This is a genomic window from Pseudomonas sp. HS-18 (assembly GCF_020401845.1).
Lineage (GTDB): Bacteria > Pseudomonadota > Gammaproteobacteria > Pseudomonadales > Pseudomonadaceae > Pseudomonas > Pseudomonas nitroreducens.
This window is the reverse complement of sequence record NZ_CP084413.1, coordinates 5,656,540-5,682,211: the sequence shown is the minus strand read 5'-3', so window position 1 is coordinate 5,682,211 and position 25,672 is coordinate 5,656,540. Positions and strand designations below refer to the sequence as shown.

Sequence of the window (25,672 nt, the reverse complement as noted above, 5' to 3'; positions counted from 1 at the left end):
AGGGAGAGGGGGCTGATCGGCGCGCTGATCCATCCCGCCGCAGCGGGCTGCTTTTCTCCCTCTCCCTCTGGGAGAGGGGCGGGGTGAGGGGCTCTCAGAGCGCGCCCATCACCCGCCCGGCAAAGCCGTAAACCTTTCTCTCGCCCGCCAGTTCCACCAGTTCCACCTCGCGGCTCTGCCCCGGCTCGAAGCGCACGGCGGTGCCGGCGGGAATGTTCAAGCGCATGCCGCGTGCCGCGTCGCGATCGAATTGCAGCGCGTCGTTGGTCTCGAAGAAGTGGTAGTGCGAGCCGACCTGGATCGGCCGGTCGCCGCTATTGGCCACCGTGAGGGCGAGCGTGCGGCGGCCGGCGTTGAGTTCGATCTCGCCGCTCTGGATATCGTATTCGCCAGGGATCATGGGGCGCTCCTTGGGTCGAGGATCAATTGCATGAAAGTCAGGTCCAGCCAGCGGCCGAACTTCTGTCCCACCTGCGGCATCTGCCCGCTGGTGACGAAGCCCAGCCGCTGGTGCAGGCGGATCGACGCCGTGTTGCCGCTTTCAATGGCGGCGACCATCACGTGCAGGCCCTGGGCGCGGGCGCGCTCGATCAGTGCCTGCATCAGCACTGGGCCGAGGCCCTTGCCGCGCTGGTCGGCGCGCACGTAAACCGAGTGCTCGACGGTTTCGCGGAAGCCGTCGAAGGCTCGCCATGGGCCGTAGCTGGCATAGCCCACCACCTCGCCGCCATCTTCGGCCACCAGCACCGGGAAGCCTTGCTGCGCACGCAGTTCCAGCCAGGCGCGACGGCTCTCCAGGTCGATGGCGACCTCGTTCCAGATGGCGGTGGTATTGAGCACGGCGTCGTTGTAGATGTCGCGCAGACTGCCGAGGTCGGCTTGGCTGGCGTCGCGGATGAGCATGGTGGTTCCTCTATACGTAGGGCGAATGAAGCGGAACGCTTCATCCGCCATTGTCGCCGCACCCTCGTTCGAGGGCGCGCGATCAGGCGATGGGCTGATGCACGGTGACCAGCTTGGTGCCGTCCGGGAAGGTGGCTTCCACCTGGATCTCCGGGATCATTTCCGGCACGCCTTCCATCACCTGTTCACGGCTCAGCAGCGTGGTGCCGTAGTGCATCAGGTCGGCGACCGTCTGGCCATCCCGCGCGCCTTCGAGCAGCGCGGCGGAGATCAGCGCCACGGCTTCCGGGTAGTTGAGTTTCACCCCGCGGGCGAGGCGACGCTCGGCGACCAGGCCGGCGGTGAAGATCAGCAGCTTGTCCTTCTCGCGAGGGGTCAAATCCATTTCAGGTGCTCCAGATTCGGGGAGGAACGGCCTCGCGGCCGAGCAGAGCCGGCCGCAGCCGACGCCAGAGTTCGATGAGCCAGGCACGGGCGTGCAGTGCCTCATGGGCGAGGCAGCGGGCGACCACCAGGCCGGGCAGTTGGGTGAGGTTGCCGCGCCCCTGGCAGGGCACGGCGCGGCAGGCTTCGAGCAGCGCCGCATCGATCTGCCCACTGGCGATCAGCGTTGCCATCACCGGTTGGCCGGCGAGGCCGATGGGCGAGTCGAGCAGGCGGTCGTTGCCCGTCACGCGCTGGCGCTCGTGCCACAGGCGCTGGCCGTCGCGGTGGATGTCCAGGGCGGCAGCGAGGTGACCGCTGTCGAAGCGCTCGCCACTGGCGGGGCGGCCGAGGGCGACGACATCCCAGTAGAACAGCCGGGCGTTGGCTTCGAGATCGATACGGGTCGTCAGCTCGGCCTGGGCGCCGGCGTAGGCGATGGTTTCCTGTGGCAGCCATTCCAGCGTGGCACCGGGGGCTACGCGGATACTCAGTTGTTGTTTTGCCACGCAGTTGGCGCGGTACCACTTGGCCGCGCCGGGGCTGGTGAGTTGCGCCCAGCTGTCGTTGCCGGCGCGAATGTCGAGGTTCAGGGTGTCGCCACCGGCGATGCCACCGGGCGGGTGCACGATGATGTGCTGGCACACCTCCGGGCCTTCGGCATACAGGTGCTTCTGCACCCGCAAAGGGCCAAGATGCCGCCGCCGGACCGGGCGCGTGCAGTCACCGATGCGGGCATAAGCCAGCTCGAGCTCGGCGTGCCAGGCGGGGTGGAAAAGGGTGACCGGTGCGTTCATGGGCTGTTGCTGAAAGAAGGATGCTCAAGACAGAGCAATCAGCGTGCCGGCTGCGCCAGGATAGTGCGTGGCCGCGGCTTCCCCTTGTGCCGCTCGGGTATGGCGCGGGATCGACGGTGGTGCTGCAGACTGTCCACTTGGTCAGGTTCCGGCGCGGTTGCGGTGCGTTGGCGGCAATTGCGCACCATGCTGGTGCGCCAGCGGCGAGGCTGCCCGCCAACAAGGCTCGGGCGAACTTCGGGCGTCCCGGGGGCGCGATGGTTACCGAGCAAGCTCGTTCCTACACGGAGAGCTGCTTGCGCATGTACACGCGGCGAAAACCGTTCTCGACCTTGCGCGCGTATTCCTGATAGCCGTTCTTCGCGTACAGTTCGATGTTCTCGGTCATCCGCTCGTTGGTATAGAGGTACAACGACGCGTAGCCCAATTGCGCGGCGGTGACCTCGGCATGGATCAGCAGGGTGCGGCCGATGCCCTGGCCGGCACACTCGGGCAGCACGGCGATGTTGTCGAGCAGGAAGCCTTCGTCGGTCTCGCGCATCACCAGCAGGCCGACGGGGGCGCCGTCCTGCTCGGCAATCAGAACGCGGTCTTCGGCGATGATGGCGTGGTAGTCATCCAGCATCGGCCCCGGCTTGCGGCCGAGCGTGGGTATCCACTGGGCGTAGGCGGCGGCCACGCAGACTGCGGCGAAACCGGCGTCGTCGTTGACGGCGGGGCGCAGGACGAGGGGCATGACAAACTCCGGAAAAACCAGTACGGGGCTCGGCAGCTTGCCATTGGCCGACGCCATTCGCCAGTGACCGGTCGCCTCAGATGGTCACCAACCCGCGCACTCCGTCGCGTTCCATGTCCACTCCGCGCCCCTGCTGGACGATCTCGCCGCGCGACATCACCAGGTACTGGTCGGCCAGTTCGGCGGCGAAGTCGTAGAACTGCTCCACCAGCAGGATGGCCATGTCGCCGCGTTGGGCGAGCTTCTTGATCACTGCGCCAATCTCCTTGATCACCGAGGGTTGGATGCCTTCGGTGGGTTCGTCGAGGATCAACAGGCGCGGCTGGCTGGCCAGCGCGCGGCCGATGGCCAACTGTTGCTGCTGGCCGCCGGAGAGGTCGCCGCCACGGCGCTGCTTCATTTCCCGCAGCACCGGGAACAGCTCGTAGATGGGCTCGGGCACCGATTTGGCTTCGCTGGCGCTGAGGCGCGACAGGCCCATCAGCAGGTTTTCCTCCACCGTCAGGCGCGGGAAGATTTCCCGGCCTTGCGGCACGTAGGCGATGCCGGCATGCACGCGCTGGTGCGGCTTGAAACCGGTGATCGGCTTGCCTTCCCAACTGACCTTGCCTTCCTTGGCGGGTACCAGGCCCATCAGGCAGCGCAGCAGGGTGGTCTTGCCTACGCCGTTGCGCCCGAGCAGGCAGGTGACTTCACCAATCTTCGCGTCGAACGACAGGCCACGCAGGATGTGGCTGCCGCCGTAGTACTGGTGCAGTTTGTCGACTTGCAGCATGGGTGTTTCCTTTGCATTGGGCTGCGGCGCATAACGCTGCGCGTTATGCGCCCTACGGATGGCTTAGGCGTAGGGCAAATGAAGCGGGACGCTTCATCCGCCGTCGTTCTAACGCCCCAGATAAACCTCGATCACCTGCTCGTTCGCCTGTACTTCCTCCAGCGAACCCTCGGCCAGCACATGCCCCTGGTGCAGCACGCTGACGTGGTCGGCGATGCTGCCGACGAAGCCCATGTCGTGCTCCACCACCATCAGCGAATGCTGGCCGGCGAGGGACTTGAACAGCTCGGCGGTGAACTCGGTCTCGGCGTCGGTCATGCCCGCCACCGGCTCGTCGAGCAGCAGCAATTGCGGCTCCTGCACCAGCAGCATGCCGATCTCCAGGAACTGTTTCTGCCCGTGGGAGAGCAGCCCGGCGGGGCGGTTGCGCGATTCGCGCAGGCGGATGGTGGTGAGCACTTCCTCAATGCGGTCCTTCTGCTCGCCGGACAGCTTCGCCTTGAGGCTGGCCCACACCGACTTGTCGGTCTTCTGCGCGAGCTCCAGGTTCTCGAACACCGAGAGCGCCTCGAACACCGTGGGCTTCTGGAACTTGCGGCCGATACCGGCCTGGGCGATTTCCACCTCGCTCATGCGGGTGAGGTCGAGGGTTTCGCCGAAGTACGCCTTGCCGTTGTCCGAGCGGGTCTTGCCGGTGATCACGTCCATCAGCGTGGTCTTGCCCGCGCCGTTGGGGCCGATGATGCAACGCAGTTCGCCGACACCGATGTACAGCGTGAGATCGCGCAGGGCGCGGAAGCCATCGAAGCTGACGTTGATGTCTTCCAGGGTCAGGATGGTGCCGTGGCGCACGTCCAGCTGGCCGCTGGCGCTCGAACCGAGGCCGATGGCATCGCGGCTGGCGCCGGGGTTGCGGTTGGGATCGTAGGCTGGCTCCAGCATCAGGTGGGGGACCGCTCTCATTGCTCTTTCTCCCGCTTGATCAGGCCGAGGATGCCGCGCGGCAGGTACAGGGTGACGACGATGAACAGCGCGCCGAGGAAGAACAGCCAGTACTCGGGGAAGGCCACGGTGAACCAGCTCTTCGCGCCGTTGACCACGCCGGCGCCCAGCAGCGGGCCGATCAGTGTGCCGCGGCCGCCGAGGGCGACCCACACGGCGGCTTCGATGGAGTTGGTCGGCGACATTTCGCTGGGGTTGATGATGCCCACCAGCGGCACGAACAGTGCGCCGGCCAGGCCGCAGATCACCGCGGAGAGGGTCCAGACGAACAGCTTGTAGCCGCGCGGGTCATAGCCGCAGAACATCAGGCGGTTCTCCGCGTCGCGCAGGGCGGTGAGTACCCGGCCGAACTTGCTGCGCGCCAGGGCGAATCCCACGGCCAGGCTCGCCGCCAGCAGCACGACGATGGCGATGAACAGCGCCACCCGCGTACCCGGCGCGGTGATGGAAAAGCCGAGGATGCTGCGGAAATTGGTGAAGCCGTTGTTGCCGCCAAAGCCGGTCTCGTTGCGGAAGAACAGCAGCATGCCGGCGAAGGTCAGCGCCTGGGTCATGATCGAGAAGTACACGCCCTTGATCCGCGAGCGGAAGGCGAAGAAGCCGAACACCAGGGCCAGCAGGCCGGGCGCCAGCACCACCAGGCACAGTGCCCAGAGGAAGTGCTGGGTGCCGGCCCAGTACCAGGGCAGCTCCGTCCAGGAGAGGAAGGTCATGAATGCCGGCAACTGGTCGCCGGCCGCCTCGCGCATCAGGTACATGCCCATGGCGTAGCCGCCCAGGGCGAAGAACAGCCCGTGGCCCAGCGACAGCAGGCCGGCGTAGCCCCAGACCAGGTCCAGCGCCAGCGCGACGATGGCGTAGCAGAGGATCTTGCCGGTCAGCGTCAGCCCATAGGCGGACAGGTACAGTGCGCTGCTTTCCGGCAGCAGGTGCAGCAGCGGCAGGATCAGCAGTGCGATGAGGACGGTGCCGACCAGGCTGGCAGTGAGTTTCGGGCCGGCCTTTTGCGCGGCCGTCACGGTGAGTGGCTGGTTCAATCGATGACCCTCCCTTTCAGAGCGAAGAGCCCTTGCGGACGTTTCTGGATGAACAGGATGATCAGCGCAAGGATCAGGATCTTGCCCAGCACCGCGCCGATCTGCGGTTCGAGGATCTTGTTCGCCACGCCCAGGCCGAAGGCGGCGAACACGCTGCCGGCGAGCTGGCCGACACCGCCGAGTACCACCACCAGGAAGGAGTCGATGATGTAGCTCTGGCCCAGGTCCGGGCCGACGTTGCCGACCTGCGACAGCGCCACGCCGCCCAAGCCGGCGATGCCCGAGCCCAGGCCGAAGGCGAGCATGTCCACGCGGCCGGTGGGCACGCCGCAGCAGGCGGCCATGTTGCGGTTCTGGGTGACGGCGCGAACGTTCAGGCCCAGCCGTGTGCGGTTGAGCAGCAGCCAGGTGAGCGCCAGCACGAACAGCGCGAAGCCGATGATGACGATACGGTTCCACGGCAGCACGAGGTTGGGCAGCACCTGAATGCCGCCGGATAGCCAGGCCGGGTTGGCCACCTCGACGTTCTGCGCGCCGAACAGCACGCGCACCAGTTGGATCAGCACCAGGCTGATACCCCAGGTGGCGAGCAGGGTTTCCAGCGGGCGGCCGTAGAGATGGCGGATCACCGTGCGCTCCAGGGCCATGCCGATGCAGGCGGTGACCAGGAAGGCCACCGGCAGGGCCAGCAGCGGATACAGCTCCAGCAGGCCGGGAGCGAAGCGCTGGCAGAGCAACTGCACCACGTAAGTGGAGTAGGCGCCGAGCATCAGCATTTCACCGTGGGCCATGTTGATCACCCCGAGCAGGCCATAGGTAATCGCCAGGCCCAGGGCGGCGAGCAGCAGGATCGAACCCAGCGACAGGCCGCTGAAGGCCTGGCCGAACAGATCGCCCATCAGCAGCCGGCGCTTGACCTGGCCGAGGCTGGTGGCGGCGGCGGTGCGCACCGAATCGTCGGGTTCGACCGCGGGGTCGAGGAGGTTTTCCAGGCGGGTGCGCGCCTGCGGATCGCCGGATTCGCCGAGCAGGCGTACGGCGGACAGGCGCACCGCTGGCGCTGGGTCGGCCAGCTGCAGGTTGGCCAGGGCCAGTTGCAGCGCGGCCTTGACGCCGTCGTCGGACTCTTCGTTGAGGCGGTATTCGAGGAGCGTGCGCTGCGCGGGACGGGCGCTTTTCTGCAACTGCCGTGCGGCTTCCAGGCGCACCTCGGCGTTGTCGGCCACCAGTTGGTGGCTGGCCATCGCGGTGTTCACCAGGCCACGCAGACGGTTGTTCAAGCGCAGTTTGTCGGGCTCGCCCACCGGTCCCGCGCCACCCTCGGCGGCGTGGTACTGCTGGTCGTCGCCCAGGAGGAAGGCGCGGCTCTGCGCGTCGAGGGCCAGTCGACCGGACTGGATGGCTTCCAACAGGGGCAGGCGATCGGCGTCGGGCGCGGCGGCCCATTGTTCGAGCAGTTTCGCGCGGCCGTCATTGTCGGCACTGGCGAAGTCCTGCGCGGGACCGGCGAAGGCGAGCTGCGGTAGCAGCGCGGCCAGCGCCAGGGCGCACAGGCGGAGCAGGTGGAGAAGGGCAGTGGGCATCTTCATATCCCGGCACACAGGAGTCTGGGATTCCCTCACCCCGGCCCTCTCCCGGGGGGAGAGGGGGAAGAGCGGAGCCGGAGTGCGGGCTGACAATCCGCGCCGTCCGGTCCCCTCTCCCTCCGGAGCGGGGCGCGCAGCTAGGGTTAGGGTGAGGGGCTCTCGCTCCCCGGAGGATCAGTTACTACGCACCGCGTAATCCGGCTTCTTGTCGTTGCCCGGAATGAACGGGCTCCACGGCTGGGCGCGGATCGGCTCGGGGGTTTTCCAGACCACGTTGAACTGCCCGTTGTCCTCGATCTCGCCGATCATCACCGGCTTGTGCAGGTGGTGGTTGGTCTTGTCCATGGTCAGGGTGAAGCCCGACGGCGCCTTGAAGGTCTGGCCGCCCATGGCTTCGCGGACCTTGTCCACGTCGGTGCTGCCGGCCTTCTGCACGGCCTGCGCCCACATGTGGATGCCGACGTAGGTGGCCTCCATCGGGTCGTTGGTCACGGCGGTGCTGTAGTTCGGCAGGTTCTTGGCCTTGGCGTAGGCCTTCCAGTCGGCAACGAACTTGGTGTTCTCCGGGTTCTTCACCGACTCGAAGTAGTTCCATGCGGCGAGGTTGCCCACCAGCGGCTTGGTGTCGATGCCGCGCAGTTCCTCCTCGCCCACGGAGAAGGCCACCACCGGTACTTCGGTGGCTTCCAGGCCCTGGTTGGCCAGCTCCTTGTAGAAGGGCACGTTGGAGTCGCCGTTGACGGTGGAGATCACCGCGGTCTTGCCGCCGGCGGAGAACTTCTTGATGTCGGCGACGATGGTTTGATAGTCGCTGTGGCCGAACGGCGTGTAGACCTCCTGGATATCCTTGTCGGCCACGCCCTTGCTGTGCAGGAAGGCGCGCAGGATCTTGTTGGTGGTGCGCGGATAGACGTAGTCGGTGCCCAGCAGGAAGAAGCGCTTGGCGCTGCCGCCGTCCTCGCTCATCAGGTACTCCACCGCCGGGATGGCCTGCTGGTTCGGCGCCGCTCCGGTGTAGAAGACGTTGGGCGACATTTCCTCACCCTCGTACTGCACCGGGTAGAACAGCAGGCCGTTGAGTTCCTCGAACACCGGCAGCACGGACTTGCGCGACACGCTGGTCCAGCAGCCGAAGACCACCGCGACCTTGTCCTGGGTCAGCAGCTGGCGCGCTTTCTCGGCGAACAGCGGCCAGTTGGAGGCCGGGTCGACCACCACCGCTTCGAGCTGCTTGCCGTTCACTCCGCCCTTGGCGTTGATCTCGTCGATGGTCATCAGCGCCATGTCCTTGAGCGAGGTCTCGGAGATCGCCATGGTGCCGGACAGCGAGTGCAGGATGCCGACCTTGATGGTCTCGGCAGCCTGGGTGCTGAACGGGAACAGACCGGTGAGCAGCAGGGCGCTCATGGCCAGCGTACTTTGCAACAGCGGACGACGTTTCATCGCGGCAGCCTCCTTGGCTATCCAGGGGCGGGGAGTTGCCGCCGGCGGCAGCTTCCCCGGAAATGGGGCGATCCTTGAGCGGGATCGAAGCTGCCATCGCAGCATCCGTGCCAAGCAGGCAAAAGCCTCGGCGCAGATGGGCTGAGCGCGATTTTCTGTCGTATTGGTGAGGTTTTTCAGTGCGCAGCTTTGGTGCGCCAAGCGCCAAATGGTGCGCGGCGCTCCCCAAAGGGGCGCGTCATTGCGGGATGAAGTAGCCGCGCACGCCGGTCATGATGATCTGCGCGGCGAGGGCGCAGACGAACAGCCCCATCAGGCGGCTGACGATCATCAGGCCCTGCTCGCCCAGGACCTTTTCGATCTTGTCGGAGAGGTAGAGCGTGACGCCCACGGTCAGGCAGGCCAGGAAGATTGCCGCCAGGGCCAGCAGCTTGTGCTCCCAGTCCTGGTTCACGCCCATCACCAGCAGCGCACCGATGGTGCCGGGGCCGACGGTGATGGGGATGGTCAGCGGGACGATGGTCACATCCTGCTGCACATTGTCCGCCTGCACCGCCGAGCGCCCTTGCGCCATGCCCAGGGCGGAGATGAACAGCACGGAACCGGCGCCGATGCGGAAGGCGTCGGCGGTGATGCCGAAGAGCGTGAAGATGTAGCGGCCGAACAGGTACAGCAGCACGCTGGCGATCAGCGCCGCCAGGGCCACGCGCCAGGCCATGCGCTTGCGGTCGCGCGGGGCGAAGCCGCGGTTCAGGCTGATGAAGCAGGAGAGCACGAAGAAGGGGCTGTAGAGCACCAGCATCTTCAGGTACACGCTGAACATCACTTGCATGGGAACGACTCGTCCGGATTGAGAGGGCGCGGCTGGGCAAAGCATAGCGGGTGGGAAGATGCGCGGCATTGCGGCGGGGCAATTGAAACCGGCCGCCGTAGGCTGGCGAGATCAGGACGGCAGTGCGTCGCTCTGCTGCTGGCGCAGGCGACGGTCACGTTCGCCGACCCAGTAGGCCACCAGTTCGCGCAGTTGCGACAGCTCCACCGGCTTGGCCATGTGCCCGTCCATGCCCACCAGTCGCGCGCGCTCCTTGTGCTCGCTGAGGATGTGCGCGGTGAGCGCCACCACCGGGGTGTGCGGGCGGTGTTCGCTGGCTTCCCAGGCGCGCAGGCGCTCGGTGGCGGAGAAGCCGTCGAGTACCGGCATCTCGCAGTCCATCAGCACCAGGTCGTACTGGGTGGACTGCATCGCGGCCAGGGCTTCCTCGCCGTTGTTGGCGGTGTCCGGCTGCAGGTTGAGCTTGCTGAGCATGCCGCGGATGACCTTGGTAGAGATGCTGTTGTCCTCGGCGACGAGGATGCGGAAGTCGCTCGGCGGCACGTTGGACACCGGCTCGCTGGCCGGCGAGAGGTAGTTGCTCACGCCGCTCGGGCCACGCTGCGACAGCTCCTCGGCGAGCGTCGCCTTGAGCGTGTAGCCGGCCACCGGCTTGGCCAGGATGCGCTTGATCCCGGCGTTGCGGGCGATGATCTTGCTCGGCGCGTTGCTGATGCCGGTGAGCATGATCAGCAGGATGTCGTGATTGAGGTTCGGGTCTTCCTGGATCTTGGTGGCCAGCTGCATGCCGGTCATGCCGGGCATGTCCTGGTCCAGCAGGACCACGTCGAAGTACTCGCGCAGGTGCGCCTTGGTGCGCAACTGGGCCAGCGCTTCCTTGCCCGAGGATACCGCGCTGACGTTCATGCCCCAGGCGCTGCACTGCTGCACTACCACCTTGCGACAGGTCTGGTTGTCGTCCACCACCAGCAGGCGTGCGCCCTGCAGCGGGCTGTCGAGGTCGGCGCCGGCCTGGTCGATCTGCTGCGGGTCCAGCGGCAGGCTGAGCCATAGCAGGTTGCCCGCGCCTTCGGCGCTGTTGCCGCTCTCGATGCCGCTCTCTATTCCAAAGTCGCCCGACATCAGGCGGATCAGCTGGCGGGCGATGATCAGGCCGAGGCGGCTGCTCATGCGGGTGGCGGAGAGGAAGTCGCGGCTGTGCAATTCGGCGGTGAGCAGCGCCTGGCGGTCGGCGCTGTCCAGGGGCCTGCCGCTGTCCTGCACGGCGATGCGCAGGCGCGGGCGCTCGGCCGGGCCGTCGAGGGCGACGACGAGAAGGATCTCGCCCTCGTCGGTCTGCTTGAAGGCATTGTCCAGCAGGCTCAGCACGGCCTGGCGCAGGCGCGTCGGATCGCCACTGATGATGCGTGGCACTTGCGGCTGGGTGAAGCTGATCAGCTCGACCTTCTGCTGTTCGGCCTTGGCACGGAAGATCGCCAGGCAGTCCTCGATCAGCGCGCCGAGGTCGAACTGCACCTCGTCCAGTTCGATCTGACCGGATTCCAGCTTGGAGATGTCGAGGATCTCGTTGATCAGCGAGAGCAACTCGTTGCCCGCACTGTGGATGGTCTGTACGTAGTCGCGCTGCTTGGCCGAGAGCGGGGTGCCGAGCAGCAGCTCGGTCATGCCCAGCACGCCGTTCATGGGGGTGCGGATCTCGTGGCTGATCTTCGCCAGGAAGTCGCCCTTGGCCTTGAGTTCGGCGACGTTGGCGGCACGCACGCGGCTGGCGGCGAAATGATCGTTCTGGATCTTCCGCTGGCGTTCGGCCAGGGCCAGGCTGAGCAGGAAGCCGACCACCGCCGAAAGCCCCAGCAGGCCGCTACCGAGCCATTCGGTACGGGTCGCCGCGTAGCCCAGCAGCGACGGCAGGCACAGGCACCAGATCACGACGAAGAGGCCCATGCCGATAGCGAACAGGCGCGCCGGCCGGTAGGCGTGAATCCAGTAGTAGACCGCGACGCCGAGCATGCCCAGGGTCACCAGGGTGATCAGCCCGTACACCAGGCTGCTGACGGACAGGGAGAACAACAGGTTGAGCGCGATGCCGAGCACCACGAGTGCGGCGGTGCCGCCCAGCAGCAGACGTCTGAGCGGCAGGCGCGGGCTGAGGTCTGAGAAGAAGCTGGCGGTATAGCCCAGCGCGCAGAACAGCGTCACCACCAGGCAGGCCAGGGCGGCCATCGGCTGCAGCGACTGGCTGTTGCCGTACCAGGGGCTGAGCAGGCCGAACAGGTTGAGGCAGGCCAGCAGCAGGCTGGCGTGTACGCCGGCCAGCCACAGTCCGCTGGCAACGCGGGTATAGGCGAAGCGCACGAGGTTGTAGGCCAGCAGCATGGCCAGGCAGCCGATCAGCACGCCGAAGTGCAGCGGGCGCTGGTCGTTGCTCGGCTGGCCGGCGGCCTCGATGCTGATGTTCGGCCGCAGTGGCATCGTCGAGGCGAGGCGCAGGTAGAGGTCCAGCGGCTCGGCGGCTGAGCGCAGGGGGATCACCAGGTCGCTGTTGAGCAGCGGGCGCTGCACTGGGGAGAGGTTGCCGGCGCTCTTCTGCTCGAGCACCTTCTGCCCGTCGAGAATGAACATCTCGAAGCTGTCCAGGCTCGGCGCGAACAGGCGCAGTTGCTGGGGCTCGTCGCTGGCGGGAAGACGGAAGTGCAGCCAGGTCGCGCCGGGGCCGGCGGGGGCGTGCAGGTCGTTGATGTCGAGGGGGCTGAAAAGGGTGCGGTAGCGCGGGGAGATCACGTCCTGCAGTTGCAGGCGGGCGTCACTGTCGTGAAGCTGGGACCAGCCGGGATCCTGGCTTGCCGCGTAGGTCGGAAGACAGACCAGAGCGGCCAGCAGCAAGCTGACGAGGAGTCCTGTGGCAGTCCAGAGCCGACGCACGGCGAAGTCCCTTCGGTAGTGAGTGGGCGGATTATAGCCAAGTGTGCTGAAGGCCGTAATCCACCCGTGCACGCGGGGACCGGTGCAGCGGAGGCGTCCGACGAGGGACGCCTCCGGCCGTCGGATCAGCCTTCGCCGCGCTCGCGGGCGATGGCGCGATAACCGATGTCGGTGCGGTAGAAACTGCCGTTCCAGCGAATCTTCTCGGCCAGGCGGTAAGCCTGTTGCTGCGCGGAGGAAACGGTCGGGCCGATGGCCGTGGCGCACAGCACGCGGCCGCCGGCGCTGACGATCTGGCCGTCCTTGAGCGCGGTGCCGGCGTGGAACACCTTGCCCTCGAGCTTGGCGGCTTCGTCCAGGCCTTCGATGACGTCACCCTTGGCGTAGTCGCCCGGGTAGCCGCCCGCGGCGATCACCACGCCCACGGTGGGACGTGGGTCCCAGGTGGCTTCGACCTTGTCCAGCGCCTTGGCCAGTGCGGCTTCGACCAGCAGGACCAGGGACGACTCCAGGCGGACCATGATCGGCTGGGTTTCCGGGTCGCCGAAGCGGCAGTTGAACTCGATGACCTTGGGCGCGCCGCTCTTGTCGATCATCAGGCCGGCATACAGGAAGCCGGTGTAGACGTTGCCTTCCTCGGCCATGCCGCGCACGGTCGGGTAGATCACTTCGTCCATCACGCGCTGGTGCACGTCGGCGGTGACCACCGGAGCGGGGGAGTACGCGCCCATGCCGCCGGTGTTCGGGCCGCTGTCGCCATCGCCGACGCGCTTGTGGTCCTGGCTGGTGGCCATGGGCAGCACGTTCTGGCCGTCGACCATGACGATGAAGCTGGCTTCCTCGCCGTCGAGGAACTCTTCGATCACCACGCGCGAACCGGCGTCACCGAAGGCGTTGCCGGCGAGCATGTCGCGCACGGCTTCCTCGGCTTCGGCCAGGGTCATGGCGACGATCACGCCCTTGCCCGCGGCCAGGCCGTCGGCCTTGATCACGATGGGCGCGCCCTTCTCTTTCAGGTAGGCCAGCGCCGGCTCGACTTCGGTGAAGTTCTGGTAGCCGGCGGTGGGGATCTGGTGGCGTGCGAGGAAGTCCTTGGTGAAGGCCTTGGAACCTTCCAGCTGCGCAGCGCCGGCGGTGGGGCCGAAGATATCCAGGCCACGGGCGCGGAACAGGTCGACCACGCCTTTGACCAGCGGCGCCTCGGGGCCGACGATGGTCAGTTGTACGTTCTTCGCGGCGAAATCGGCCAGCTCCTCCAGGGCCAGTACGTCGATGGCGACGTTCTCGCACTTGGCTTCGGTGGCGGTACCGGCGTTGCCCGGCGCGACGAAGACCTTCTGCACGCGCGAATCCTGCGCGACCTTCCAGGCCAGCGCGTGCTCGCGACCGCCGCTACCGATGATGAGTACGTTCATTGGAGTTCTCCTGAACAGTTCCGGCAGTGCCGGATCGTTGGGTATCGCTTCGCTCGCGGAGCGCCGCCCGACCCAACCTACGAATTCTTTATGACCAGTCCTCTCTCAATGGACCGATCTCAAGGGGCGCAATCGGGCTCGTAGATGCAAGGCGCCTGGCCCTTCACCCAGCGGAGTTGCCTTCTGGCAATGAGCATGGGGGAAGGGCCGGGCAACGCCGCAGATGCGAGTCCGAGTGCGTCCTTACCGCTTAATGGCGGAAGTGGCGCATGCCGGTGAACACCATGGCGATTCCCGCCTCATCCGCTGCGGCGATCACTTCGTTGTCACGCATCGAACCACCCGGCTGGATCACCGCGGTGATGCCGGCCTTGGCAGCGTTGTCGATGCCGTCGCGGAACGGGAAGAAGGCGTCGGAAGCCATGACTGCACCCTTCACTTCCAGGCCAGCGTGCTCGGCCTTGATGGCGGCGATGCGGGCGGAGTTCACGCGGCTCATCTGGCCGGCGCCGACGCCCACGGTCTGACGCGCCTTGGCGTAGACGATGGCGTTGGACTTGACGAACTTGGCGACTTTCCAGGCGAAGATCAGGTCGTGGATTTCCTGCTCGCTCGGCGCGCGCTGGGTGACGATCTTCAGGTCATCGGCGGTGATCATGCCGATGTCGCGGCTCTGTACCAGCAGACCGCCGTTGACGCGCTTGAAGTCCCAGCCCGGCGCACGCTCGGCCGGCCACTCGCCGCATTCGAGCAGGCGCACGTTGGCCTTGGCGGCGACCACGGCGCGGGCGGCTGCGGAGATTTTAGGGGCGATGATCACTTCGACGAACTGACGCTCGACGATGGCCTGGGCGGTGTCGCCGTCCAGCTCGCGGTTGAAGGCGATGATGCCGCCGAAGGCCGACTCGGTGTCGGTGGCGTAGGCCAGGTCATAGGCCTTGCGGATGCCGCCTTCGTTCTCCGGAACCACGGCCACGCCGCACGGGTTGGCGTGCTTGACGATGACGCAGGCCGGCTTGACGAAGCTCTTCACGCACTCCAGCGCGGCGTCGGTGTCGGCCACGTTGTTGAACGACAGTTCCTTGCCCTGCAGCTGGATGGCGGTGGAGACGCTGGCCTCGCCCTTCTTCGCCTCGACATAGAACGCCGCGCTCTGGTGCGGGTTCTCGCCGTAGCGCATCTCCTGCGCCTTGATGAACTGGCTGTTGAAGGTGCGCGGGAAGGCGCCGCGGTCGGCGGTGGACAGGGTGTCGCGCGCCTGGTCGATGGTGCCCAGGTAGTTGGCGATCATGCCGTCGTAGGCCGAGGTGTGCTCGAAGGCCTTCAGGGCCAGGTCGAAGCGCTGGGCGTAGGTCAGGCCGCCTGCTTTCAGGGCTTCGACGATGCCGGCGTAGTCGCCGGCATTGACCACGATGGCGACGTCCTTGTGGTTCTTCGCTGCGGAACGAACCATGGTCGGGCCGCCGATGTCGATGTTCTCGATGGCGGTCGGCAGGTCGCAGTCGGCCTTGGCCACGGTCGCTTCGAACGGGTAGAGGTTGACCGCCACCAGGTCGATCGGCTTGATGCCGTGCTGCTCCATCACCGCGCCGTCGAGGTCGCGACGGCCGAGGATGCCGCCGTGGATCTTCGGGTGCAGGGTCTTCACGCGGCCGTCCATCATCTCCGGGAAGCCGGTGTAGTCGGCCACTTCCACGGCGGCGATGCCATTGTCCTTGAGCAGCTTGTAGGTGCCGCCGGTGGAGAGGATCTCCACGCCGAGGGCTGCCAGCTCACGGGCGAAATCGACGACGCCGGTCTTGTCGGAAACGCTGATCAGCGCACGGCGGACGGGCAGGCGGGTGGTTTGGTCGGTCATAACGGCTTCCACAAAGGCTTCGGGCTTTTCGCGTGTCAGGCGTGGGCCCGGCTGACCTTGCGGTCGCGGGCCCGCGCCTGCCACCTGTCAGAGAAGATCGTACTGCTTGAGTTTCTTGCGCAGGGTCCCGCGGTTCAGCCCCAGCAGTTCGGAGGCTTTGGTCTGGTTACCCTTCACGTGGTTCATGACGGTTTCCAGCAGCGGCGCTTCGACTTCGCAAAGCACCATGTTGTACACGTCCGTGACCGGCTGCCCTTCGAGATGGGCGAAATAGTTATGCAGTGCCTTTTCCACGCTGTCGCGGAGGGTCTGGCCCTCCTGCGTCGGAGTGGTCAGGTGCTGTTTAAGGTTGGCGTTGTCGCTCACGGGTGTCATTCCACTCACTAATGTCTCGGTCATCGTTGTCATGCGGCCACCCCTTCTCCGTTATTGTGGCGCTCGGCGAAGAACTGCCTGACGCTGGCGCTCTGTGCATCCGTGTCCTGCAAACGATTGAACTGGGCGCGGAACTCCGCCGCGCCCGGTTGGGTTGCGAGGTACCAGCCCACATGCTTGCGGGCAATGCGCACACCCATTTCCTCCCCATAAAACGCATGCAATGCAGCGAGGTGTTCGAGCAGGATGCTCTGCACCTCGTGCAGACTCGGCGCCGGCAATAGCTCGCCGGTGCTCAGGTAATGATCGATCTCGCGGAAGATCCAGGGATTGCCCTGGGCGGCGCGGCCGATCAGCAGGGCATCCACGCCCGTCTGTTCGAATACCTGCCGTGCCTTGCGCGGTGAGTCGATATCACCGTTGGCGAAGACCGGAATCGAAACCGCCTGCTTGATCGCCGCGATGGTTTCGTACTCCGCTTCGCCGGTGTAGAGGTCGGCACGGGTCCTGCCGTGTACCGCCAGCGCCTGGATGCCCGACTGCTCGGCGATCCGCGCCACCGTCACACCGTTCTTGTTCGACCGGTCCCAGCCGGTGCGAATCTTCAGGGTGACGGGAACCTCTACCGCCGCGACCACCGCCTCGAGGATGTCAGCCACCAGCCGTTCATCCTTCATCAGCGCGGAACCCGCGGCCTTGTTACACACCTTCTTTGCCGGACAGCCCATGTTGATGTCGATGATCTGCGCGCCGAGCTCCACATTGCGCTGGGCAGCTTCCGCGAGCATCTGCGGGTCGCCGCCGGCGATCTGCACCGAACGCGGCTGATCTTCGTTGTCGTGCTGCAGGCGCAGGCGCGACTTGCGGCTGTTCCACAGGCGGACGTCGCTGGTGACCATCTCCGATACCACCATGCCGGCGCCAAGGCGGCGGCACAGCTGGCGGAACGGACGATCGGTGACGCCGGCCATCGGGGCCAGGATCAGTCTGTTGGGCAGTGTGTAGGAGCCGATGCGTACCACCGACTGGATTTCCATGGTCAATGGGGCGGGAACACCGAGGCGCCGCGCGTTGTACCACTCGCGGATGCGTTTCGGAGCCTGCCACCGGTGCTAGCAAAAAAGGGAGGGCATGATACCCGCTCTCGATGACCGGATAAAGGCGATTTTGGATAAATTCTGAACAGCTTCGGGCTTAGCACCCAAGGTAGGAAGACGAGCGGAACTGGCGCGCTCAGGCGCTTTGAGCTACCCGCCGGGTCATTCCGGCGAGTGGAAGCTCAGGCTGTAGTTCACCGCTTTCGGGCCCGGATCGAGGATGTCCAGGGAGATGTGGATCGGCGTCTGCGGCGGCATCTCGCTCTGCCCGGCCAGTTCGCCGGAGAGGTATTCGCTGGGCTTGAAACGGCGGCTGGCGATCAGTTGGCCGTTGAGGTCGGCGAAGCGCATTTCCAGCAGCGGGAAGGGCTGGGAGAAGTTGGCGCGGTTGTAGATGATCGCGTCCACGACCAGCGCGCCGCTGAAGTCAGGGTGGCTGCGCACCACCAGGTTACTGCTGCGGATCTGCTCCACGTCGACCTTGGACGGCAGGGTGCAGCCCAGCTCCGGGCAGGCCTGGGCGAACCAGGGACGGTACTGGTCCTGGCGGGCCAGTTCGTCGAAGTGATAAGCGATGTACTGGCCGGCGAGGCCGGCCAGGGCCAGGAGGACCAGCAGCAGCCAGAGCAGGCGGAGGCCCCAGCGGCTCTTGGGTTTCTGCCAGTCCAGTTGCAGCGGTTCGTCGCTCAGGTCGTGCAGGCCGTCACTGCCCAACCCCGGTTCGGCGCGGCGGCTGTCGGCCAGCGGCGGCTCTTCGTCCTCGGCGTCGACGGCGTTGGGCTCGTCCTCATCGCGGCGGGCGCTGAAAGCGGGGAGCTTCTCGTCGTCGGTCTCGGCTCGCAGGGGAGCGGGGTCGATGCGCGGTTCGTGCGCCGGTTCGTCCTCCGGCTCTTCCGACTCGGGTTCCTGGTCGGCTACGGCTACCAGGCGTGCGCTGGCGGGCGGCTCCTCCAGTTCGTCGGCAGGCAGTTGGCCGAGGCTGGGTTCCTGGCGGGACACACGGCTGGCGCCTTTCTGTTCCTCTTCGATCAAGGCCTCGGCCCAGCGTTCGTCGTGCGGGTCGCGCTTCTCTTCCTGGCGAGTCTGCAGGGCTTCGCTGGGGCGCGGCGCGCGTTCGATACTGAGAAATTCCTGGGACAGCTCGAACTCGTCGAGCTTGGCCAGTTCCTCGTCGAGATTGAGGCTGTCCAGGTCGAGATCGTCGTGGATCCACAGCGTCTCGTCTTTCTTTGCCGTCACGGGAGAGGGTTTGGCTGGCTCGCTGATCACGGTTGCCGCCGGGGCGATCACCGTGGTCGCGGCAATGGCCGGGGTGGGCTCGGGAGCCGGTGTCGGTTTTGCTTCCACCTTCGCTTCAGCGATGGCGGGTTTTTCCGCCACATCGCTGGAGTGCCGCGCGGCATGGGGTGCCAGCGGCCAGCCAAGGGTGGCGGTGCCGGGGGCGCTCGCTACGGCTGGCTTCTCGGGGGTGAAGGTGCTGAAGGCCGGCGTGGGAATCGGCGCCGCGGCGACCGGCTCCGGAGCCTTCGGCGGAGCCGCTGGTATGATCGGCTCCGGGGTGGTTGCCGGTTCGGCGGCTTCAATGGGGCGCGCCGCGTTGGCTGCCACTGCCGGCGCCTGGGTCGGCTCGCCCACCAGGTTCTGCGGCGCGCTGAACACCTTCAGGCAGGTTCCGCAGCGCACAGCACCGCTGGCCGCGCCCAGTTGCGCCGCGTTGACGCGGAATCGGGTCTGGCAATGGGGGCACTGGGTGATGAAGCTGTCGCTCATGCGGCGGTCCGGCGGAAAAATCTGGCGGTTAGTCTAACTCAAGCCCCGTACGGCGGGCACTCAGCGGCGGCGGCCGCTGATGCGGATCCAGCCATCGCGCTCGGCGGTCGGGTCGAGGTCGAAGGCCCCGGCATAGGCCGCGCGCACTTCCTCGGCCTGCTCGGCGAGGATGCCCGAGAGGGCCAGCAGGCCGCCGGATTTCACCAGCCCGGTGAGCTGCTCTGCCAATGTGACCAGCGGGCCGGCCAGAATGTTCGCCACCAGGACGTCCGCTGGTTCCTTCGGCAGATCAGCGGGCAGGTAGACGGGGAATTTCTCCGGCTCGATGCCGTTGCGCGAGGCGTTGTCGCGCGAGGCTTCCAGCGCCTGCGGGTCGATATCGGTGCCAGTCGCCTGCGCGGCGCCCAGCAGCAGCGCGGCGATGGCGAGGATGCCCGAGCCGCAGCCGAAATCCAGTACCTGCTGGCCGGCCAGCTCCTGGCCGTCTAGCCATTCCAGACACAGCGCGGTGGTCGGGTGGGTGCCGGTGCCGAACGCCAGGCCCGGATCGAGCAGCAGGTTCACCGCGTCCGGCTCCGGGGCGTCGTGCCAGCTGGGGACGATCCACAGGCGGCGGCCGAAGCGCATCGGCTTGAAGTTGTCCATCCAGCTGCGTTCCCAGTCCTGGTCGGCGATGTGCTCGATCTGGTGCTGGGGCAGTTCGCCGCCGGTCAGCAGGGTCAGATGGGCGATCAACGAGGTTTCGTCGGTGTCTGCCTCGAACAGCGCGAGCAGGTGGGTGTGACTCCACAGCGGCGTGGTGCCTAGGTCCGGCTCGAAGATCGGCTGGTCTTCGGCGTCCATGAAGGTCACCGATACGGCGCCGACTTCCAGCAGTGCATCTTCATAGGTTTCCGCCTGATCCGGGGTGATGGCGAGTCGGACTTGGAGCCAGGGCATGGGCGGAACCTCGATCGTGCTGGGATGGTGCTGGAAAGACAGCGGGCCGCCTGGGCGGCCCGCAGATAAAGGCGGCAAGCTTACTGCACGGCACCTTGCCATGCCAGCGGGCTGGGTCCGCAAAGCACAAGGGCCGCCCGGAGGCAGCCCTTGTGGTGGAGGCGAAGCAGCTTTCGACAGGCGCTTAGTGCTTGTCCATGCCCAGCTTCTTCTCCAGGTAGTGGATGTTCACGCCACCTTTGCAGAACTCTTTGTCGCGGACCAGTTCCTTGTGCAGCTCGGTGTTGGTCTTGATGCCATCGACGATCAGCTCGTCCAGCGCGTTGCGCATGCGCGCCATGGCTTCATCGCGGTCCTTGCCGTAGGTGATGATCTTGCCCACCAGCGAGTCGTAGTTCGGCGGTACGGCGTAGCCGCTGTACAGGTGCGAATCCACGCGCACGCCATTGCCGCCCGGTGCGTGGAAGTGCTTCACCTTGCCGGGGCTGGGCATGAAGGTCTTCGGGTCTTCGGCGTTGATCCGGCATTCCAGCGCATGGCCACGGATGACCACGTCTTCCTGCTTGATCGACAGCTTGTTGCCCGAGGCGATGCTGAGCATCTCCTTGACGATGTCGATGCCCGTGACCATCTCCGACACCGGATGCTCCACCTGCACGCGGGTGTTCATCTCGATGAAGTAGAAGCGGCCGTTCTCGTAGAGGAACTCGAAGGTGCCGGCACCACGGTAGCCGATTTCCACGCAGGCCTGGACGCAGCGGGCCAGCACTTCGGCGCGGGCCTTCTCGTCGATGCCCGGGGCTGGGGCTTCTTCCAGCACCTTCTGGTGACGACGCTGCAGGGAGCAGTCGCGGTCGCCCAGGTGGATGGCGTTGCCCTGGCCGTCGGAGAGCACCTGGACTTCCACGTGGCGCGGGTTGGTCAGGAACTTCTCCAGGTAGACCATCGAGTTGCCGAACGCCGCTCCCGCTTCGGTGCGGGTCAGCTTGGCGGACTTGATCAGGTCTTCCTCGTGGTGCACCACGCGCATGCCGCGACCACCACCGCCACCGGCGGCCTTGATGATCACCGGGTAGCCCACCTCGCGGGCAATCGCCAGCGCGGTTTCTTCGTCTTCGGGCAGCGGGCCGTCGGAGCCCGGTACGGTCGGCACGCCGGCTTTCTTCATGGCGTCCTTGGCGGACACCTTGTCACCCATCAGGCGGATGACGTCGGCGCTCGGGCCGATGAAGGTGAAGCCGGAGCGCTCGACCTGCTCGGCGAAATCGGCGTTTTCGGCGAGGAAGCCGTAGCCGGGGTGGATACCCACGGCGCCGGTGACCTCGGCCGCGGCGATGATCGCCGGGATGTGCAGGTAGGACTGCGCAGCCGGGGCCGGACCGATGCAGACCGCTTCGTCGGCCAGCGACAGGTGCATCAGTTCACGGTCGGCGGTCGAGTGCACGGCCACTGTCTTGATGCCCAGCTCCTTGCACGCGCGCAGGATGCGCAGCGCAATTTCGCCGCGGTTGGCGATCAGTACTTTTTCCAACATCGCAGGCTCCCCGCGCTTTAAACGATGGTGAACAGGGGCTGGTCGAACTCGACCGGCTGACCGTTCTCCACGAGGATCTGACCGATCACGCCGCTGGTCTCGGCCTCGATGTGGTTCATCATCTTCATGGCTTCGACGATGCAGAGGATGTCGCCTTTCTTCACGCTCTGGCCGACTTCGACGAAGTTGGCGGAAGTCGGCGACGCAGCGCGGTAGAAGGTGCCGACCATCGGCGAGCGCACGGCGCCGGCGAGGTTCTGCGCAGCCGGAGCGGCTTCGGCGGCCGGCGCGGCAGCGGCGGGAGCTGCAGCCGGGGCGGCGACAGGGGCCGGAGCGTAGGCGGGGGGGGCGGCGTAGACCGGCTGGGCGGCGGTCTTGCTGTGACGGCTGATACGTACGGACTCTTCGCCCTCTTTGATCTCCAGTTCGTCGATGCCGGATTCTTCGAGCAGTTCGATCAGTTTCTTGACTTTACGGATGTCCATCAGTGTTCGCTCTCCCAGGTGAGGTCACGGGCGTTCAAGTTGTTCGAGGGCGGATTCCAGGGCCAGGCGGTAGCCTGTGGCGCCCAGGCCGCAGATCACCCCTACCGCCACGTCGGAGAAGTAGGAGTGATGCCGGAAAGGTTCACGTTTGTGCACGTTGGAGAGGTGCACTTCGATGAATGGGATGCTCACTGCGAGCAATGCGTCACGTAGAGCGACACTTGTATGCGTAAACGCGGCCGGATTGATCAGGATGAAGTCCACGCCTTCGTTGCGCGCGGCGTGTATCCGGTCGATCAGTTCGTACTCGGCGTTGCTCTGCAGGTGCATCAGGTGGTGGCCGGCCTCGCGGGCGCGGCGCTCCAGGTCCTGGTTGATCTGCTCAAGGGTGACGGAGCCGTACTTGTCGGGCTCGCGGGTGCCCAGCAGGTTGAGGTTCGGCCCGTGCAGTACCAGTAAGGTCGCCATCTGGATGCGGTAGTCCTTGTTATTGGCGGGAAAAGATAGGGCGGGACTATGCCGGAAAGCCGGCGTGACTGTCCAGTCATGCGGGTTTTGCCGTAGATGTCAGCATGTTGCCAGCCGATTACGGCAGAACCGTTGCAGTCAAACTGTGATCAGAACCTGCTTGCAACCTGCTGCGAGTCGGCATGGCCGCGTTAAAAACGGGGGTCGGAAGCCGCTTGCGGCTAACGCACTTCAGTGCGGCCCCGAAGGGGCGAGCGCAGCGAGTCATGCTCATTTACTACTCGTAAACTCCGCTTCCTCCCCCGTTTTTGCCTTGCCCTGCCCTAGCTCGCGAGATTGCAAACAGGTTCTTAGGAGCGCGTTCCCGCCTGTTTGAGGCGGTCGGCGAGGGTGGCGGCGTCGGTCTCGCCGATGATGCGCAGATCGCTCCATTCGTCGCCTTCTGGCGAGAAGAACAGCAGTGCCGGCGGGCCGAACAGGTTGTAGCGGTCGAGCAGGGCGCGCTGTTCCTCGGTACTGGCGGTCATGTCGAAACGCAGCAGGACGAAGCCGGGCAGCTGTGACTGGACCTCCGGCGCTGGCAGCACCTGGCGCTCGATGATCTTGCAGCTGATGCACCAGTCGGCGTACCAGTCCAGCAGTACCGGGCGGCCGGCGGACCGGGCACTGGCCAGGGCGGCATCGAGTTGCGCGGGGCTGGTGATGTTCTGCCAGTCGCCAGGCGTGGAACTGGGTGGGCCGGCATGGATGCGCTGACCGCTGCGCCCCAGCGGGTGCAGCGGGTCGGATTCACCGCGCAGGGCGCCGGTCCAGGCGGCCACGGCGTAGACCAGCAGCATCAGGCCAAACAGTTGCCCAAGGCGCTGCAGCGGCTTCTTCGGCCCCAGTTCGAGGGTGCCGATGGCCAGGGCGACGCCGCCGGCAAGGGTGCCCCAGAGCGTCAGCGCTACCGGGCCGGAGACCAGTCGTTCGAGCATCCAGATGGCCACGGCCAGCAGCATCACGCCGAAGACGTTGCGCACGCCGTTCATCCAGGCGCCGCTCTTGGGCAGCAGTGCCCCACCGCCGACGGCGAAGATCACCAGCGGCGTGCCCATGCCCAGGCCGAGGGAGAACAGCAGCAGGCCGCCGCCCACGGCATCACCGGTGCTGCTGATATAGAGCAGCAGGCCGGCCAGCGGAGCGGTGACGCAGGGTGACACCAGCAGGCTGGAGAGCACGCCGAGGGTCGCCGCGCCGGCGATGGAGCCGCCCCGGGTGTTGTTGGCCATGTTGTCCAGGCGTTCGCGCAGGAAGCCCGGCAGGCGCATCTCGAACACGCCGAACATGGCCACGGCGAAGACCACGAAGAACGCCGCGAAGGGAATCAGCACCCAGGGCGACTGCAGCATCGCCTGCAGGTTGAGCTTGGCGCCGAACAGGCCCATCAGGGTGCCGAGCACCGCGTAGCAGGCGGCCATCGGCAGCACGTAGGCCAGCGACAGTGCCAGGCCGCGCATGCCGCCCGGACGGCCGCGCAGGACCACGCCAGAGAGGATCGGCAGCATCGGCAGCACGCAGGGGGTGAAGGTCAGCGCCAGGCCCAGCAGGAAGACGATCACCAGAGCGCGGCCGAGCTTCTTGATCTTGCCCGGTTCGTGGTCGCCCAGCAGGCTGGCCAGCGGGTTGCCGGAAGCGGCGGCGGACTTTGCGGCAGAGGCGGGCGCGGGGCCTGTCACCACGCTGGCGGCCTGGCCGTCGGCGATCTGCAGGCGGGTGGTTTCCGGCGCGTAGCAAAGGCCCTTGTCGGCGCAGCCCTGGTAGCTGACGACGAGAGTGAAGGGCTTGTGCTGCGGGTTGACCAGCGGGATGTCGATGTCGGTGATGGCGTAGTAGACGACGGTGTCGCCGAAATAATCGTCGTGGTGCTGCTTGCCCGGCGGCAGCTTCACTTCGCCGACGCTCACGCCACTGTCGGCGGGTTCGACCTTGAAGCTGAACCGGTGCTGGTACAGGTAGTAGCCGTCGGCATTGATGAAGCGCAGTTTCACCTGCTGGCTGTCGCTGTCCTCGACGCTGACGCGGAAGGCCTCGGCCACCGGCAGGAAGTCGCCCTTGGCCGGTTGCGCGACGGCGAAGCCGCCCTTGTCGGCGGGTTTGTCGAACAGGCCGGCGGAGGCGGGCAGGGCGACGAGGAGCAGGAGCAGGGTAAGCAGGCGGCGCATGGACATCTCGCGGACTACAGGGGTGGCGGGCATGATAGCGGAAAGCTTCCGGCGCAGCCCGAGGCGATGCCCGACGAGCTGTCACAAGAAGTGATCGGCCGCTTGGGACTGCGCCAGAGCGGTCGGGTTCCCCTGCTGCTCCTGCGTCAATCCGTCGCGCGCTGGCCGAAGGCTGCCAGCAGGTCGCTGACGAAAGCCTGTTCGGCGTCGCCGGGATGGCGACCGCGATGTCGCGTCAGGCTGAAGGCTACGTCGAAACCCAACTCGCCGGGCAGCAGTTCGCGCAATTGGCCGCGTTCGATCCAGGGCTGGGCGACGTGCCGGGGCAGATAGCCGATGTGCGCGCCGGAGAGGATGAAGGCCAGGCTGCCGTCCACCTGCTCGCAGCGTGCGCTGCTGCGGCTGGTCTGTAACGGTTCGTCGGCGGCGATGAAGCGGTAGGGGTGCAGCACCTGGTCGGCGTCCGCGAGGGAATCACGGGTCGGCTTCCTTTCCTTGAAGGCCGGGTGGCCGGTGCCGCAGTACAGTCCCTGCGGTTCGATGAACAAGGTGCGGTGCTGCAACGCGGCCTGGGTGCCGGCGAAGTAGCCGACCGCCAGGTGCAGCCGGTCCTGCAGGAGCAGGCGTTCCAGTTCGGCCGGCGTGGCGGTGAGCAGGTCGAGGGTGACCGCCTCGTTGCGCTGGCGGAAGCGCCGGATGGCGTCGGACAGCCGCGCCAGCACGCTCTCTTCGAGGCTTTCCGACAGGCCGATGCGCACCTCGCCGAGCAGTTTGTCGGCCACCCCGCGCGCCTCGTCGCGGAAGTCCTCGATGCACAGGAGCAGCCGCCGCGTCGCCTGCAACAGATGCTCACCCTTGGGCGTCAGGCGGAAGCCGCCCTTGCCGCGTTCGCACAGGCGGTAGCCCAGGCGCGTCTCCAGCTTGGCCATCTGGATGCTGATGCTTGGCTGGCTCAGCCCCAGCTCGCCCTGGGCGGCGCTGAAGCCGCCGCATTCGACCACGGTGACGAACAGGCGCAGCAGTTGCAGGTCGAGATCGCGCAATTGGCTGAGCATGGTCGTCCCCAAACAT

At 66.3% G+C, this 25,672-nt stretch carries 23 protein-coding genes; all 23 read right to left on the bottom strand.

Translation table 11 applies throughout. The features are described from left to right. Positions 1-94 precede the first annotated feature (94 nt). Positions 95-400 (bottom strand): urease subunit beta, encoded by a 306-nt coding sequence (locus LDJ84_RS26525; protein WP_024766353.1) that lies wholly within the window; start codon positions 398-400, stop codon positions 95-97. Next, positions 397-903, bottom strand: coding sequence for a GNAT family N-acetyltransferase (locus LDJ84_RS26520; RefSeq protein WP_024766354.1), 507 nt, complete (start codon positions 901-903; stop codon positions 397-399). Before LDJ84_RS26520 ends, LDJ84_RS26525 begins: the two co-directional genes overlap by 4 nt. Positions 904-985: 82 nt before the next feature. Next, positions 986-1,288 carry an urease subunit gamma gene (locus LDJ84_RS26515; RefSeq protein ID WP_017518207.1) on the bottom strand — a complete coding sequence of 101 codons (303 nt, stop codon included), beginning with the start codon at positions 1,286-1,288 and terminating at the stop codon, positions 986-988. A gap of 1 nt (position 1,289) precedes the next feature. Beyond that, a complete protein-coding gene (locus LDJ84_RS26510) occupies positions 1,290-2,123 on the bottom strand; it encodes an urease accessory protein UreD (RefSeq protein WP_065085539.1) in 834 nt (277 codons plus the stop codon). 280 nt (positions 2,124-2,403) lie between these two features. Further along, the gene (locus LDJ84_RS26505; RefSeq protein WP_024766356.1) at positions 2,404-2,859 is read right to left on the bottom strand and encodes a GNAT family N-acetyltransferase; all 456 of its coding nucleotides are present in this window, start codon (positions 2,857-2,859) and stop codon (positions 2,404-2,406) included. Positions 2,860-2,935: 76 nt separating this feature from the next. Next, on the bottom strand, positions 2,936-3,634 hold the full coding sequence (gene urtE, locus LDJ84_RS26500) for an urea ABC transporter ATP-binding subunit UrtE (protein WP_065085538.1): 699 nt from the start codon (positions 3,632-3,634) through the stop codon (positions 2,936-2,938). A gap of 108 nt (positions 3,635-3,742) precedes the next feature. After that, positions 3,743-4,597, bottom strand: a complete 855-nt coding sequence (urtD, locus tag LDJ84_RS26495) for an urea ABC transporter ATP-binding protein UrtD (protein WP_141678471.1) — start codon at positions 4,595-4,597, stop codon at positions 3,743-3,745. After that, positions 4,594-5,673: an urea ABC transporter permease subunit UrtC gene (urtC, locus tag LDJ84_RS26490; RefSeq protein WP_024766359.1), complete on the bottom strand. Its 1,080-nt coding sequence runs from the start codon at positions 5,671-5,673 to the stop codon at positions 4,594-4,596. The genes urtD and urtC overlap by 4 nt, the downstream gene beginning before the upstream one ends. Beyond that, a complete protein-coding gene (gene urtB / locus LDJ84_RS26485; RefSeq protein ID WP_065085605.1) occupies positions 5,670-7,256 on the bottom strand; it encodes an urea ABC transporter permease subunit UrtB in 1,587 nt (528 codons plus the stop codon). Before urtB ends, urtC begins: the two co-directional genes overlap by 4 nt. Positions 7,257-7,433: 177 nt before the next feature. After that, on the bottom strand, positions 7,434-8,702 hold the full coding sequence (gene urtA / locus LDJ84_RS26480; RefSeq protein WP_038803356.1) for an urea ABC transporter substrate-binding protein: 1,269 nt from the start codon (positions 8,700-8,702) through the stop codon (positions 7,434-7,436). 238 nt (positions 8,703-8,940) lie between these two features. After that, entirely contained in the window at positions 8,941-9,534 is a 594-nt protein-coding gene (locus LDJ84_RS26475) for a MarC family protein (RefSeq protein ID WP_024766361.1), read from the bottom strand. Positions 9,535-9,645: 111 nt separating this feature from the next. Then, positions 9,646-12,456 carry a hybrid sensor histidine kinase/response regulator gene (locus LDJ84_RS26470; protein WP_169887135.1) on the bottom strand — a complete coding sequence of 937 codons (2,811 nt, stop codon included), beginning with the start codon at positions 12,454-12,456 and terminating at the stop codon, positions 9,646-9,648. Between the two features lie 125 nt (positions 12,457-12,581). Then, entirely contained in the window at positions 12,582-13,871 is a 1,290-nt protein-coding gene (purD, locus tag LDJ84_RS26465) for a phosphoribosylamine--glycine ligase (RefSeq protein ID WP_065085535.1), read from the bottom strand. 250 nt (positions 13,872-14,121) lie between these two features. Next, a complete protein-coding gene (purH, locus tag LDJ84_RS26460) occupies positions 14,122-15,729 on the bottom strand; it encodes a bifunctional phosphoribosylaminoimidazolecarboxamide formyltransferase/IMP cyclohydrolase (protein WP_065085534.1) in 1,608 nt (535 codons plus the stop codon). Positions 15,730-15,816: 87 nt separating this feature from the next. Then, positions 15,817-16,137: a DNA-binding transcriptional regulator Fis gene (fis, locus tag LDJ84_RS26455; protein ID WP_024766365.1), complete on the bottom strand. Its 321-nt coding sequence runs from the start codon at positions 16,135-16,137 to the stop codon at positions 15,817-15,819. Beyond that, the gene (dusB, locus tag LDJ84_RS26450; RefSeq protein WP_037007535.1) at positions 16,134-17,141 is read right to left on the bottom strand and encodes a tRNA dihydrouridine synthase DusB; all 1,008 of its coding nucleotides are present in this window, start codon (positions 17,139-17,141) and stop codon (positions 16,134-16,136) included. Before dusB ends, fis begins: the two co-directional genes overlap by 4 nt. 222 nt (positions 17,142-17,363) lie before the next feature. Beyond that, entirely contained in the window at positions 17,364-18,971 is a 1,608-nt protein-coding gene (locus LDJ84_RS26445) for a DUF3426 domain-containing protein (protein WP_083196179.1), read from the bottom strand. 60 nt (positions 18,972-19,031) lie between these two features. Further along, a complete protein-coding gene (prmA, locus tag LDJ84_RS26440; RefSeq protein ID WP_024766368.1) occupies positions 19,032-19,910 on the bottom strand; it encodes a 50S ribosomal protein L11 methyltransferase in 879 nt (292 codons plus the stop codon). A 184-nt stretch (positions 19,911-20,094) separates the two neighbouring features. Continuing rightward, complete coding sequence (gene accC / locus LDJ84_RS26435) at positions 20,095-21,444, bottom strand: acetyl-CoA carboxylase biotin carboxylase subunit (protein ID WP_024766369.1); 1,350 nt, start codon at positions 21,442-21,444, stop codon at positions 20,095-20,097. Positions 21,445-21,461: 17 nt separating this feature from the next. Further along, positions 21,462-21,929 carry an acetyl-CoA carboxylase biotin carboxyl carrier protein gene (accB, locus tag LDJ84_RS26430; protein ID WP_065085532.1) on the bottom strand — a complete coding sequence of 156 codons (468 nt, stop codon included), beginning with the start codon at positions 21,927-21,929 and terminating at the stop codon, positions 21,462-21,464. Between the two features lie 24 nt (positions 21,930-21,953). Further along, a complete protein-coding gene (aroQ, locus tag LDJ84_RS26425; protein ID WP_015479055.1) occupies positions 21,954-22,397 on the bottom strand; it encodes a type II 3-dehydroquinate dehydratase in 444 nt (147 codons plus the stop codon). A 350-nt stretch (positions 22,398-22,747) separates the two neighbouring features. Further along, positions 22,748-24,601 carry a protein-disulfide reductase DsbD gene (locus tag LDJ84_RS26420; RefSeq protein ID WP_065085531.1) on the bottom strand — a complete coding sequence of 618 codons (1,854 nt, stop codon included), beginning with the start codon at positions 24,599-24,601 and terminating at the stop codon, positions 22,748-22,750. 146 nt (positions 24,602-24,747) lie between these two features. Next, the gene (locus LDJ84_RS26415) at positions 24,748-25,656 is read right to left on the bottom strand and encodes a LysR family transcriptional regulator (protein ID WP_065085530.1); all 909 of its coding nucleotides are present in this window, start codon (positions 25,654-25,656) and stop codon (positions 24,748-24,750) included. Positions 25,657-25,672 lie beyond the last annotated feature (16 nt).